Origin of the sequence: Alkalihalobacillus phoenicis (assembly GCF_047302405.1) — a bacterium.
Classification (GTDB): domain Bacteria; phylum Bacillota; class Bacilli; order Bacillales; family Bacillaceae_D; genus Alkalihalobacillus.
In genome coordinates, this window is the sequence record NZ_CP154853.1 from 647593 (window position 1) to 661845 (window position 14253).

At 37.5% G+C, this 14253-nt stretch carries 10 protein-coding genes, 2 pseudogenes and 1 other annotated feature; of the genes and pseudogenes, 6 read left to right on the plus strand and 6 right to left on the minus strand.

Features of this window, described 5'->3' with window-relative positions:
• Nucleotides 1-196 precede the first annotated feature (196 nt).
• Both AA0017_RS02875 and ysxE read left to right on the plus strand, forming a co-directional pair.
• Complete coding sequence (locus tag AA0017_RS02875; protein ID WP_413379352.1) at nt 197-1111, plus strand: hypothetical protein; 915 nt, start codon at nt 197-199, stop codon at nt 1109-1111.
• Entirely contained in the window at nt 1108-2124 is a 1017-nt protein-coding gene (gene ysxE, locus AA0017_RS02880; RefSeq protein ID WP_413379354.1) for a spore coat protein YsxE, read from the plus strand. The genes AA0017_RS02875 and ysxE overlap by 4 nt, the downstream gene beginning before the upstream one ends.
• A 48-nt stretch (nt 2125-2172) precedes the next feature.
• Here the strand turns inward: ysxE and AA0017_RS02885 are convergent, their stop codons facing one another.
• A complete protein-coding gene (locus AA0017_RS02885; protein WP_413379356.1) occupies nt 2173-2373 on the minus strand; it encodes a hypothetical protein in 201 nt (66 codons plus the stop codon).
• A 180-nt stretch (nt 2374-2553) separates the two neighbouring features.
• Nucleotides 2554-2777, plus strand: a binding site (T-box leader).
• A gap of 215 nt (nt 2778-2992) precedes the next feature.
• Here AA0017_RS02885 and AA0017_RS02890 point away from each other — a divergent pair.
• A complete protein-coding gene (locus AA0017_RS02890) occupies nt 2993-5641 on the plus strand; it encodes a valine--tRNA ligase (RefSeq protein ID WP_413382346.1) in 2649 nt (882 codons plus the stop codon).
• 517 nt (nt 5642-6158) lie between these two features.
• On the opposite strand, the gene AA0017_RS02895 is transcribed toward AA0017_RS02890, so the two are convergent.
• Nucleotides 6159-7046: a DUF6612 family protein gene (locus tag AA0017_RS02895; RefSeq protein WP_413379358.1), complete on the minus strand. Its 888-nt coding sequence runs from the start codon at nt 7044-7046 to the stop codon at nt 6159-6161.
• Between the two features lie 262 nt (nt 7047-7308).
• Between AA0017_RS02895 and AA0017_RS02900 the strand changes: the two genes are divergently transcribed.
• Nucleotides 7309-8625: a bifunctional folylpolyglutamate synthase/dihydrofolate synthase gene (locus tag AA0017_RS02900; RefSeq protein WP_413379360.1), complete on the plus strand. Its 1317-nt coding sequence runs from the start codon at nt 7309-7311 to the stop codon at nt 8623-8625.
• A 557-nt stretch (nt 8626-9182) separates the two neighbouring features.
• On the opposite strand, the pseudogene AA0017_RS02905 reads toward AA0017_RS02900, so the two are convergent.
• Nucleotides 9183-9404 (minus strand): annotated as a pseudogene (locus tag AA0017_RS02905) (NADPH-dependent 7-cyano-7-deazaguanine reductase QueF); the annotation flags it as partial.
• A 37-nt stretch (nt 9405-9441) separates the two neighbouring features.
• Nucleotides 9442-9792, minus strand: coding sequence for a tyrosine-type recombinase/integrase (locus tag AA0017_RS02910; RefSeq protein WP_413382350.1), 351 nt, complete (start codon nt 9790-9792; stop codon nt 9442-9444).
• Nucleotides 9793-10040: 248 nt separating this feature from the next.
• On the opposite strand from AA0017_RS02910, the pseudogene AA0017_RS02915 reads away from it, so the two are divergent.
• Together AA0017_RS02915 and AA0017_RS02920 are read left to right on the plus strand one after the other, a co-directional pair.
• Nucleotides 10041-11323: pseudogene (locus AA0017_RS02915) on the plus strand (IS3 family transposase).
• Nucleotides 11324-11329: 6 nt separating this feature from the next.
• Nucleotides 11330-11683, plus strand: coding sequence for a hypothetical protein (locus tag AA0017_RS02920; RefSeq protein WP_413379362.1), 354 nt, complete (start codon nt 11330-11332; stop codon nt 11681-11683).
• 237 nt (nt 11684-11920) lie between these two features.
• On the opposite strand, the gene AA0017_RS02925 is transcribed toward AA0017_RS02920, so the two are convergent.
• The gene (locus tag AA0017_RS02925; RefSeq protein WP_413379364.1) at nt 11921-12373 is read right to left on the minus strand and encodes a hypothetical protein; all 453 of its coding nucleotides are present in this window, start codon (nt 12371-12373) and stop codon (nt 11921-11923) included.
• A gap of 958 nt (nt 12374-13331) precedes the next feature.
• The gene (locus tag AA0017_RS02930; RefSeq protein ID WP_413379366.1) at nt 13332-14201 is read right to left on the minus strand and encodes a hypothetical protein; all 870 of its coding nucleotides are present in this window, start codon (nt 14199-14201) and stop codon (nt 13332-13334) included.
• Nucleotides 14202-14253: the final 52 nt, after the last annotated feature.

The following is a 14253-nucleotide window of genomic DNA, read 5'->3' on the forward strand; positions in this document are numbered from 1 at the left end:
TTAACCTAGCTACGTCCGTTAGAAGCTCGAGAAAAATCGGTCGTCTTTATGAAGACAAAGAACGTCTTCAAAAGCCGCCCTGCCCACAGGACGTGGGTACAAGGCGTTGCGTCAGGATGGCACGAACTTAGCGTTGATCCTTGATTTTCTCGCTTCTGGGCAAACGGACTCCGCTTTTTATAAAAGGAGTAAACGGATGGAATTATTGGATGGGCTTAAAGAAAACTATCAATGGAAGGAAGCTCAATTTATTAATCAAGCCATTCTTGAAACGGATCAAGGTCGAAAAAAAATTCAATACTGGCTTAATAAAGAAATCTTAGATTGGCATATCGAATGGCGTGACTGTTGTAGTGTCACGCCTCGTGTGTTAGTGGATAGAATGATTCGTACCAAAGCGGAAGAACCGTATGTTGAGTGGAAAGATGGCTGGGTTACTGTTCATGATGAAATTGAGGATTATTTTTTGGAAAAAGGAAAGGAGGTAGAATGGGGAACGCTTTTCGGAGCGATGATTCGTTTTGGACAATCAACCAAAACTGAAGTCAAGGTACAAAAACGTTTCTCACGTAAGTACGAAGAGATTTCTAACTTGTTACCCGTTATCAAAAGTGAACAGAGAGCCATTTTATCAGATTGTTTAAAAGAAGTGCATTTTCGGGTTAAAAAGGCCGAGCAATTAGTCAAGTTAGCTGGTGGTGAGCAAGTACCGTTAATGGACAGCATTTATTCGGTTAGGCAAGCGAAAAAAGTGTATGAAGTTCTTTTTTGGAATGGAACCGTTGAAGCTCCAGTCCGCTCTTATCAAGGGTTACGCCAGCTTTTTCTTTATTGGATCCAAGAGCATGGAGAGGAATCGTTAGAAAAAGTAGTAGAAACGATGCGAACGGTTGAAGGTTTTCCTGATGAGCAAGTGATGTTATTTATCGCTGAATGCCTGATTCCTTATGAATTAAATCGAGTCGCGGAAGAAATTCAAAGGACCGATGTGACGGATCATGAGATTGAACAAGCTATCCGCTTTTCACTCGTTGAATGGGAGCGCTCAAAAAAGCTCGTTACATTTATGAGTCGATGGTTAGATCAGAAAAAGAAGGTGAGTTCAAGATGAGGCAAGAACAAGAGAATCCGTATTCATCGATTTTATTTTATTACGATGTTTACCCTCAGGCGATTGAAGATCATGGAAAAATCAAAAGAATTTCCACTCCTCGTGGAGATTTTGCCCTAAAGGAAACAACGATGACACCGCTTCAAGCGGATGAGTTTGTGCAAGCGATGAGGATGCTTTCCAAACATAATTATCATCAAGTGATTCCCATTATTCCAACAAAATACGGGGAGTATACGATTTCGACTGATTCCCATACGTATTATTTGATGCCTTGGGTCGAGCCTGTTGAATATTTAGGAAGAGAATCGCAGGAAGAAAAGCTGATTGCTCAAATGGCGATTGTGCATCGTGTCACCGTACAAACACAGAAATTTTCAAAGGAGACAATCGAAAAGTCGTATAATCGCTTATTATCTCATTGGGAATTGAGGCGACTCGAACTTTCTCGTTTTGCTGACCTAGCCGAGGCTAAGACGTATATGTCTCCTTTTGAGCTTTCTTTTATTACCCATTCTTATATGCTCGATCAGATGGCGGAGCGTGCGGAGTATCATTTAGAGAAATGGTATGAGATTTGTTTAGAGAAAGAAAAGTATCGAACCGTTTTATGCCATGGACGTCTGTCGCGCTCCCATTCGATTATTAACATGGAAAATGAACCTCTACTTATCAATTTTGAACGAGCGAGCCTTGATACACCAGCTCGAGACATTGCAGGCTTTTGCCGCTATAGTTTTCCGAAGGCGATGTGGTCTGAAGAGGAAGTGTTAAAATGGTTTTTTCGTTATGAAAAACATTTACCATTACTTGATGAAGAAAAACATCTTCTTTGTGCTTATTTGAACTTTCCTGAACCAATTGTGTTTGCGGTGGAAGCATATGTTCAAAAAAAACGGGCTAAAAGTGAAATTGAGCATGTCCAACGTTTAGAAAAAAGGCTCCTTTCAATGAGAAAGGTGCAAAGGCTGACGCAAAAGCTCATTGTTGAACAAGAACAGGAACAACAATAAGAACGTTCTCTTTCAAGTGAAGGGAACGTTTTTTTCTATGATAAATTTTTACCACAATTTAAACCAAATCGAACAATATAACACAACCATAATCGTTAGTAAAAAAAGATCGAAGGCTGTCGGGAGTAAAATGGTTCGAATAAATTGAAAGCAAATGAGTGGAACAAGAATTTGAGCACAGATCGTCCGTATTTTTAACCACCAAGGGGGGCGACATGGTTTCTGATAATAACGCATTCGTTTTCGCATGACGGCTAACTCCTTTTGTACAGTTTGGATATTATAGCCTATGCGACAAAGTGGAAATGGGGACTAACTGGAACATTTTCAGAAGTGAAGTTGTATAAAAAGCGAAAAATGGGCGATGCTTATATTGACAATTAACATTCAGGTTGAGTAAAATAACGTATACATATTCTTTTATAATGGCAAAAAGCTTTGATTAGGAAGAGTACATTCAGAACCTTTTAGAGAGAAGAATCCTTGGCTGTAAGATTCTTTAAGATGTATGAATGGAAGGTCGCCTATGAGCAACTTAACTGAAAGTCAGTAGGTTAAGTCGGGAAAACCCGTTAACATGTTGAGTGTACACGAATGTTTTTTATTCGTGTAAACAAAGGTGGTACCGCGAATCAACTCTCTTCGTCCTTTGGATGAAGGGAGTTTTTGTATGTTCTAAAAGGAATAAAATGTAAAGTTTAGGTTCGTATTTTTAAATGATGAAGGTACTGAAATAGTGAGATTCATTTGACTAAAAGAGAAAAACTTCATCTAAAAGTATTCCTTCATAGTGGATTCACCCGCGGAACGCGTAGGTTATGTAACTGACAGAGTAAACTAAATGAAAGTAAATCAAATAATTGGAGTGATGACAGTGGAAAATCAAAACCATGAAATGCCAACCAAATATAATCCACAAGAAACGGAAAAGAAATGGTATTCACAATGGCTTGATGGTAAGTTTTTTGAAGCGACAGGAGATGAATCGAAAAAACCATATTCGATCGTGATTCCACCACCAAATGTAACCGGAAAACTACATTTAGGTCATGCTTGGGACTTAACGCTACAAGATATTATTGCGAGAACAAAACGGATGCAAGGTTATGACATGTTATGGCTACCAGGAATGGACCATGCCGGAATTGCAACCCAAGCAAAAGTAGAAGCAAAGTTAAAAGAAGAAGGTACGCATCGTTATGAATTAGGACGTGAGAAGTTTTTAGAAAAGTCATGGGAATGGAAAGAAGAGTATGCTGGCTTTATCCGTGACCAATGGTCGAAGGTAGGGATTTCAGTTGACTACTCACGTGAGCGTTTTACGCTTGATGAAGGCTTATCTAAAGCGGTTCGTGAAGTATTTGTTTCCTTATATGAAAAAGGGTTAATATACCGTGGCGAGTATATTATTAACTGGGATCCGCAAACGAAAACCGCTTTATCGGACATTGAAGTTATTTATAAGGATGTCCAAGGGGCATTTTATCATATGAAATATCCATTAACGGATGGCAGTGGTTCAATTAATGTTGCGACAACTCGTCCAGAGACGATGCTTGGGGATACGGCAGTTGCGGTTCACCCTGAAGATGAGCGCTATAAACATTTAATCGGAAAAACCGTGACTTTACCAATTACCAACCGTGAAATTCCAATCGTTGCTGATGATTATGTGGATATGGAATTTGGTTCAGGTGCGGTAAAAATTACCCCTGCCCATGATCCGAATGATTTTGAAATTGGAAACCGTCACAATCTTGAACGTGTTTTAGTTATGAATGAAGACGGGACGATGAACGAAAATGCGGATGAGTACCAAGGGTTAGACCGTTTTGCTTGTCGTAAAAAAATTGTTAGCGATCTTCAAGAAGCGGGCGTTTTATTCGAAATTGAAGACCATATGCATTCAGTTGGTCACTCAGAGCGTAGTGGAGCCGTTGTTGAACCATATTTATCGACACAATGGTTTGTTAAAATGCAGCCATTAGCGGATGAAGCGATAAAACTTCAACAAACAGATGGCAAAGTTAACTTTGTTCCAGACCGTTTTGAAGGAACGTACCTTCGTTGGATGGAAAATATTCGTGATTGGTGCATTTCGAGACAATTATGGTGGGGGCATCGGATTCCAGCTTGGTATCATAAAGAAACAGGCGAATTATACGTAGGGCGTGAAGAGCCAGCAGATATTGAAAATTGGCATCAAGATGAGGATGTATTAGATACATGGTTTAGCTCCGCTTTATGGCCATTTTCAACAATGGGGTGGCCAGATGAGCAGGCAATTGATTTCAAACGTTACTATCCAACAAGTGCCCTTGTAACAGGTTATGACATCATTTTCTTCTGGGTATCAAGAATGATCTTCCAAGGTATTGAATTTACTGAAGAGCGTCCATTTAAAGATGTTTTAATCCACGGGTTAATTCGTGATTCTGAAGGCCGCAAAATGAGTAAGTCACTCGGTAATGGAGTTGACCCAATTGAAGTCATTGACAAATATGGAGCCGATGCGTTGCGATTTTTCTTAGCAACAGGAAGCTCACCTGGAAATGACCTTCGTTTCTATTGGGAAAAAGTTGAATCAACGTGGAACTTTGGCAATAAAATTTGGAATGCTTCCCGTTTTGCCTTAATGAATATGGAAGGCTTAACATATGATGAAATTGATTTCAGTGGGGAAAAATCAATCGCTGATAAATGGATTTTAACTCGTCTTCAAGAAACGATTGAAGATGTGACTCGTTTAATTGAAGTTTATGAGTTTGGTGAGGTTGGTCGTCTTCTTTACAACTTCATTTGGGATGATTTCTGTGACTGGTATATTGAAATGGCGAAATTACCACTTTATGGTGAAGATGAGGCGGCAAAGAAAACGACTCGTTCGATTTTAGCCTATGTTTTGGATCAAACGATGCGTTTATTACACCCATTCATGCCGTTTATTACCGAGGAAATATGGCAGCACTTGCCACATAAAGGCGAATCGATCACTGTTGCTGCTTGGCCAACAAAGGTTGAAGAGTATATTTTCCCTGAAGCGAACAAGGATATGGAGCTTTTAAAAGAAATTATTCGCTCGATCCGTAACACTCGTTCAGAGTTAAATGTGCCAATGAGCAAACAAATTGAAATGGTCGTTCAAGCGAAGGGTGCAGATGTTCTCGACCAATTACAGCGTGGCGAAGAATATCTTGTGAAATTCTGTAATCCTAGTAAGCTCGAAATGGGAACAGACTTAACGGCTCCAGATAAATCAATGTCAAACGTGCTAACCGGAGTGGAAATTTATTTACCATTAGCTGGACTTCTTGATATCGATGCCGAGATTGCCCGTCTTGGAAAAGAAGTAGAAAAGCTCAATAAGGAAGTAGAGCGGGTTGAGAAAAAATTGAACAACCAAGGCTTCCTAGCAAAAGCACCCGAAAAAGTGATTGAAGAAGAAAAAGCAAAACAAGCCGATTACACGGCAAAGCGCGAATCAGTTCAAGCACGAATTGCTGAATTACAAGGCTAAAGTTGATTAAATGAAAGTGAAACTCCCTATCTTATGAGATGGGGAGTTTTGCTTATTTGAGTCTAAAAGGTCCCCGATGAATCCCGAATCGATTGAATCAGGGACGCGAAGGGAATCATCGGGCATAAATGAAGCCCAAAGCGATTGAATAAAAGCCGCAAAGGGAATCAAAGAGCCGCAATGAATCCAAAAGCGATCGAATAAGTGGTGCAAAGGGAATCAAAGAGCCGCAAAGAAGCCCAAAGCGATTGAATAAAAGCCGCAAAGGGAATCAAAGACCTGCTATGATTCCAAAAGCGATTTAATAAGAGGTGCAAAGGGAATCAAAGGGCTGCAATGATGTCAAAAGCATATGAATCAGAGCAGCAAAGGGAATCAAAGACCTGCTATGATTCCAAAAACGATTGAATCAAAGCCGCAAAAGGAATCAAAGAGCCGCAAAGAAGGCCAAATCCTTGTCGACATATTAAACTTAAAGCAGGATGCGGCTATAAGCATATTCACATAAATCTTCTTATCAATTAGTATTGTTATTTGCTTTTTCTACGACTTCTTCAGGAACGATTATTTCTCCGATTTCATTAAAACGATCAAACGTTGCATTCGTTTCAATGTAGGCAATACTTTCATTATTATCGGCTAAAATATTAAATGTGAAGGAATACATATGGTACGATTCTTTATCTACATAAATAAAAAGCTCCATTTCTAAATGCTTCTCTAAGTTAAAGCCTTGAAAGGATAAATCAAAAGGTTTTTGAAAGGCATAAAAGACATCGATATCATTTCCAAAATATTGAATTTCGTAATGATAAGTCGTCTCCTCAACGGTAACGATATCTTGGATCTCAAGCAAGCCGTTAGCGATGTTTGTATAACTCGTATCAGAGTCAGTAACAAGTGGCTCACTTGGACCACTGAGCCAGCCGCTCTCGCCCTCATTTAAATACATGACATCATAGTCTTGATAATATTCAGACCTTGAAAATTCTCCATTTTCTTCAACTGTTAATTCGATATAAGCGTAGGTAAAGTCTTCGTATAGTTCACCAGCCATTGTTAACGTCGCGTAAGAAATTTCGCCCATCGACTGTGCTCCTAATTCCATCAAAACATCAATTTCATAACTTTCTAAAGCGTTCATAGCCTGCTTAAATTCTGCAAAAAACGCCTCATTTGTGAGAGCATCTGTTTCAGTCGCTTCTTCTACTTCTGCTGTTTCCACCTTATTACCTTCAGTGGTTTCATTTTCTGCATCATTACTTGAAACATCTTCATTTTCACTGGATTGTTCTTCATGAATGATGTCTTCTTCAGGTGGGTCATCTGTTTCGTTATTACTAGTGCACGCAACTAAAAAAAAGAAAAGGGTGACGGACAAAACGATCATTAATTTTTTGCTCACAAAAACACCTCCAAACTTATATATAGCTTTAAAAAGATGGAATATTAGTAGAGATTCTTAAATTGTTAAAAATAAGGAAGAGTTCATAGGGAAATAGGGTTGGAATAGATTGGAAATGAAATGAAATGAAGCTATCCGTTGACACTGTTATTTTTATGAAATAAGTTAGGGGCGTTTTTCCTTAATATAAAATCATTGAAACAACCGACTAACGATCTGTATAATAGGAAATTATGAGCACATAAGCTAGGGGTTGGAAAAGGTGAAAAAGGCATCAGAAGCGATTAGTTGGATTCATAGTTTATTACCGTTTGGCATTAAGCCAGGATTAAAACGGATGGAATGGATGCTCGAATGTCTTAGCCATCCAGAGGAAAAATCGACGTTTATACATATAGCAGGGACGAATGGAAAAGGGTCAACAGTGAGTTATTTACGAAATATCCTTGAATCCGCTGGTTACTCGGTAGGTACTTTCACCTCACCTTTTATTGAATGTTTTGAAGAGAGGATTTCTTTAAATGGTGTTCCGATTTCTGAAGAAGATCTTTTGAGTGCGGCTAATAAAATACGTCCCCTTGTTGAAGAGCTTGCCAAAACAGAACTCGGTTCCCCGACTGAATTTGAAGTGATTACAACGATGGCTTTTGAGCATTTTGCTCATCAATCAAATCCGGACTTTGTTTTAATGGAAGTTGGGTTAGGAGGACGCTTTGACTCAACAAACGTTCTTACACCGATTGCATCTGTTATCACTTCGATTGGGCATGATCATATGCATATATTAGGAAATTCAATTGAGGAAATCGCGAACGAAAAAGCAGGGATTATTAAACAGGGAGTTCCCGTTATTTCAGGCGTCCTTGATTCCAAAGCAGCGAACGTGATCCAACAAGTGGCCAGGAAGATGAACGCCAAGCTATATGAATTAAACCAAGATTTTTCATATCAAAAGAAAAAAATGAATGAAAAAGAGCAACATTTTTCCTATTTATCTGATGAATCGAGCATTGAAAAAGCCGTCATTGAGATGAAAGGGGAGCATCAGTTACAAAATGCTAGTGTTGCACTAAAAACGATTACGTTATTACAGGAAAAGCATAAGCTTCACATAACGGAAGAGCATATCCTTAAAGGGCTTAAGCAAACAAGCTGGATCGGACGATTTGAAATTTTAAATGACGATCCATTAGTTGTTATTGACGGAGCCCATAACGAGGAAGGGCTACAAGCATTAGCAGAAACGTTAAAGTCTCAGTATCCAACAAGAAATTATCGTTTTGTCTTTTCAGCAACAAAGGAAAAGGACACGGGAGTCTTACTCGCCCCATTTAAAAACATGGACGTCCACTTTACATTTACGGAATTTGAATTTTTTAAAGCGGCGACAGCGAAGCAGCTTTACGAGAATGCACCAATGGAGCAAAAATCGTTGCAGGCAGATTGGCGAGAAGCCGTTAAGGAAGCGCTCAAATCACTAGAAGAGAATGAGATGCTTATTATTACAGGGTCGTTATACTTTATTTCGGATATTAGAAAAGCATACCAGCAAGGGGAATGGGATTTGGTGAAGGTTTAATGGAATAGACTTAAGAAAAGGATGGGACAAAACCCTCCTCTGATATGAAAAGCTGGTGACATTTTACTCTTTTAAAATGTCACCAGTTCTCGTTCTATTTATTGGATATTTAGTGGATGGCGAAGAATGGCGTTCTACTCACTGCTCCCGAAAATCATGCTCCGCGTCCTGGAAGCCACTGAAAAAGTAGGATTCTATGACTAAAGGAAAAGGAACTTCATCCAAAGTAATTTGCTAATAGTTGGCCCCAATCTTTTTTGAACACCAAAACGGAGCGAGTGCAATGCCCGGAGACTCCTGCGGGAATAGTGAAGGATGGGAGACCTCGCACCTTATTTTTACGAGTAGTCTGTTTTTCAGTGGCCTCTAGAGAATTGAGGTCCTTTAAATTTTCCTGATCTCATTTAGCAGAACAGAAAATAATACCTAACCAAATGCCCGTATAATCCATCGTCATACAAACAATACCTTACATTTATATTCGATTTTTAAAAACTATCACATAAAAAGTCATAAAAAAACCGTTAATAGCTAGTAAAATCAGGTGCTAACAGGAATCATCTATTATCAATATTCTCCGGATACAAGTCATGATTCATCAAACGATAATTCGCAATTCCCTCATACTTTGTTCCTGGTTTTCCGTAGTTTGTATACGGATCAATGGAAATACCACCACGAGGAGTAAATTTGCCCCATACTTCGATATAGCGTGGGTCCATGAGCTCAATTAAATCATTCATAATAATATTCATACAATCCTCATGGAAGTCTCCGTGTAAAAAACATTGATGCAGCAATGTTTTTTATGATAATTTACCTCAAGTCACTTTTACTAAATAAATCATCAAGCTTACTTACTGCTTCAAGTTGCATTGACGGTAATACATGAGCATATGTGTTTAATAAAATGTTTGCATTTTTATGACCAAGTCTCTCTTGAATAATCTTTGGATTAATTCGTTTAGAGAGTAGATAAGTGGCATGAGTATGACGTAAATCATGCATCCTAATCCTTGGCAAGTCTAATTGTTTAATAGTTACTCTAAATGCTCTCCTAAAGTTGTTAGGATGCACCCAATTTCCTGTTTGAGTACAAACAATTAGATTATACTTGTGATAATCGTCGCCTATAATATCTATTTCGTTGTCAAGGAACCAACAAATCCTATATAATTCTTAGTTAGATTTAAAATCCGCTTTGGAGCATCTAAGAATGTTATGATATTTTCTTCGCTCCAAGCACGATCTTTTTTTATCTCTCTCGGTAATGAGATATCCGATAAAAAGTCTTCTTTAATTAGTCTTTTTAAAATGTACCCTATAGCGTAGACACTAAAAAAAGTCTACCTTAGGGTACTTTTTTGTATAATAAACAAAACAACTAGAGAAATGCACATGGAGATGGAGAAATTATGAGTAAAAAGATTTTTACGGAGAAAGATATCAAAACTCTTTCTAGTAATCCTTATGTTAAATCAATAAGTTCAAAGGGAATAACCTATACCGACGAGTTTAAGCATCTCTTCATTGAGGAAAATGAGAAAGGAAAGCTACCTAGAGAGATATTTGAGCAAAGTGGATTTGATACGGACGTTTTGGGAATGGCTCGTGTGAGAGCGCAGGTAAAAGGTGGCGTGCTGCCTATCGAAAAAAATGGAGTAGTCGGACTTCGTGACACAAGAGGAGAGAACTCAGGAAGACATCGTGAAGGAGAGCTTACATTAGTGGAAAAATACGCAAGATTAGAGGCTAAACACAGTTTATTAAAGGTGGAAAATGAACTCTAAAAAAGATACGATTTGCAGAAAGGGGGATGAGGAGAAAATAATCACATTACCCCCAGCTCAAAAATTTATCCTCATCCGAACCGTTATAGAGAAAAATCATTTAAAGAATATGGTGGGGTATTTATGTGATGCGGCTGGTGTATCTCGCTCTGGTTACTATAACTATTTCTCTGAAAGGTCACAAATGCGGAGAGCAGAAAAAGAGGCTAGAGATCAGGAGCTACAAAAGGTGATTCTAAAAGCTTTTCATTTTAAAAGACGTAAGAAAGGAGCACGCCAAATCAAAATGAAGTTGGCGGGTCAATTTAACCTGGTCTACAATTTGAAACGGACTAGACGAATCATGAAGAAATACAGGATTATTTGTCCGATTAGAAAGGCTAACCCCTATCGACGAATGATGAAGACGACACAAGAGCACAGGGGCGTACCAAACTTGTTAGACCGTCATTTTAAGCAAGATATCCCTGGAGAAGTTCTTTTAACAGATATCACTTATTTTTTTACAGTAAGGAGCAAAAAGCTTATTTATCAACCATAAAAGATGGCTTCACAGGTGAGATTTTAGCCTACCATGTATCGGAACGAATAACCATTGATTAGCTACAGACACCCTTACGAAGCTAAAGAAGAATAGGCATTTTAAAAAGGCTAAAGATGTATTGATTCACTCAGAGCAAGGAGTCCATTATACACATCCAGTATTTCAAAAAGCGGTAAAAAAACTTGGATTACAACAATCCATGTCAAGAGGAGGAAACTATTGGGACAATGCCCCTTAAGAATCTTTCTTTGGCCATCTTAAAGATGAAGCCTCTATTAAGATATGTACAACTTTAGAGGAATTAAAAAAAGAAATTAAACAATACATGATTTATTATAATCACTACAGATACCAATGGAATTAAAAAAAGATGATCCCTGTTCAATACAGAGATCATCTTTTTATTTACTTGCCTCTCGTCAGAAAAGTATTAGAAAAAGACATGGGAAAGTTTAAAAAGGTTGGGTTGAAATTTGAACGAACGTATTTAAATTACCTTGAAAAAGTAACAAATAAAGTTGGGATTGACATCGGAAAAGTTAAAAGAAACATGTACAAGAAGGGTCTTACTATTTACGATCAAGGACGCGATGAGAAAGGCTGTTGCAAATACTTATTTGTGTGTCGAGAGTATCGGCAAAATGTGACGTTATTTCCACACCTAATGAAGAACAAGGTTGCTGAGTATCTGGCTCAGTATTTATCAGGAATTCAAACACTTTAATTTCAATTGGTTTTTAATAGCAGTTTTAAATCCAATTCATATTCTATTATAAGTTCATTCAACTTATCCATGGTCATGCCTCCTTTTTTATTATCATACACAAAAAAGGACTAGGAACAATAAAATAACCTGAAGTAGCTTATCTGACAATATTTCTTTAGCTCCTCTAGTACTATTTAAACAAAAAACATGTAAAGGAAACCTTAATACGGGTTCCTTTACATGTCTTTTTACTTGCTAACAAAGATTTAACTGAGTTGGTACCCAATCCACTATATGACGTGCATTATATCCATTGAAATCAGGATTATTTGTAACATAGTAGTAAAGATTTTGACCTTGTAAATATGCAGATTGATACATATTGGCTTGAGAATACATCATACTAGTTGCCAGAAATGAAACAGCACCAAGAGATCCGCCAACTGGAACCCCAAGTGAACCTATATATCCAAGTACAACAGTTGCTGCACCTGTTCCAGTAGACGTATTTTGTAATTCAGGAATAAGTTCACCAAGCTGAGCATTTGTTATAACACCTTGATTAACAACAGTAAAACCTGGATCTACGCAACTTGGACCAATTTCTAGTAAACTTCCTTCCGTAGCAGCTGATGTTCTGTCACCAGTAACAGCAAAACTAATAGCAAATACCGCAACAAAAACTGTAAAAAACTTATGGATTCGCAAAAAATATCCTCCTTTTTCGCAATTATACCAATATTAACTTTTTTTTGTGAACCGAATATAAGCTTATTATTAATATTAAAAATTAGTATACTTTAATTAATTTAATATAAATGAATACTATGGTATTATTGTTGTACCTTTAATAAGGGAGGGGTTTAATATTTCTCAAAAGCAACTTATTGTATATTCATCTTTAGCGAATTTTGCTCTCGGTTTGATTCTTCTTTATGGTTTAGTTTCATTGCTAAATTATGAATATCTTGAATTTATTATATTCTTTATTGGTGGTGTCACTTTAAATCATTATATAAAGAAATTACAATTATTCGCAAAAGTAGAAAAGAAAATTACTAATCTAGGTACCATAGTATTATTCTGCACTGGTTGTATAGGTCTTTTATACGTTCTTATTTTTACCAACCTTTTATAAGATAAGTAAAGAAATCTAATGTCTCAATTTTAATGCTGAGACATTAGATTTCTTTCTTATTATATTCTTAGTGTTGTAAACATTTTTGTCCTTTCTCCAGACTTTTAAATACTTTCTCTGACTCTCATAAATTATTTAATTGATTATCTAAATACTCAAAAAATTACAAAATGATGCACTTGATAATAATAGAATAATTAAAAACGCTGTGGTTTCAGAAAGAATATTTTAAGCCCCCGCTAGGAGGACTCTTTTTTATGATTACATTACTGCTAACAACTTAGCTCTAGTGGCTGGGCCATACACTCCATCGATGCCATTATTAGCAGCCCCACGTTCAGGGTAATCAAAACCACCAGTGATAACGGGGAGGCACCGAACTAGCTAGCTTGGCCAGCGGATTTCGGCTCTGCGACTACTTCCCACGGGAGTCTCCGCATGTTTTCGTCCACTAGGGAACAGAATAATCTTCGTTTTCTAATTTCTATAGCTAGTTATATCCCGGCCTCGTTAGTTGTTAAGGTTTATTTATTGTTTGGTGAATAAACCTACCCCTTTAAAACTTTGGAACCAATCTTCAACTGTAGTAAAATAGTCTTCTTCGTGCCAAGCAATGATCGCCTTTTGTTTACCAAAATCCTCCACTAGCTCTTCAAAAAAGGTTAATCCAATAAAATAACCTAGACGAGTGAGTCCATATCGCTTGCCCCCATTAATCGAGAACCATTCATAAAAGACCTCAGCAGAAGAGCGTTTTTGATAATCTTCGTAAAAGGCTTGAATTAATTCAATTCTATTGTCTACGGCAAAGTTATACCAATCTTCACCTTCGTGATCAATAGCTAAATATTGATAATCTAATTTGTTAGGGAGGATTTGTTTAGATAAAAAAGTAGCGGTCCCTTCTTGCGTTAATGTAGTAAAAGGATGAAACCAATCTTTTGTTTTCCAATTAATTCCGGCTATATCTGTTAATTTATTATGTGTATGATGCCCAAACTCATGAGCAACGAGCAGGCTTAAATCATCAGGACTAGTAGATAAACGCTCAAGGCAAAAAGTAATATTTGGGATAATTTGACGGTGAGTAAAGGCATTAGAGCCAAAAGCCCCAACAATAAGATTTACATCGATAGGGAAATTAATTCCAAACTGGGCATTATATTTAGCAGCCACTTCGTTGATTATAGGAATGATATGTTCATGCACTTTCTCAATAGTCGGAAGGGAGTCCTCATATTTGGTAAGGGCTTGTTCTAGTCTTTCATCTGTGTTTTTGCAATGAACCGGAAAATACTCGGTAAAAACGTCAGGATATTTTGCATAATACGACCGTAAAAATTCAAGAGAAGGCTGATAGTTATTCATAAAAAAAGGAATGGTATTGACAATGTTCATGGAAAGACCTCCAAAATGAGATTAGGAATCACTGATCATTATCATACCATGC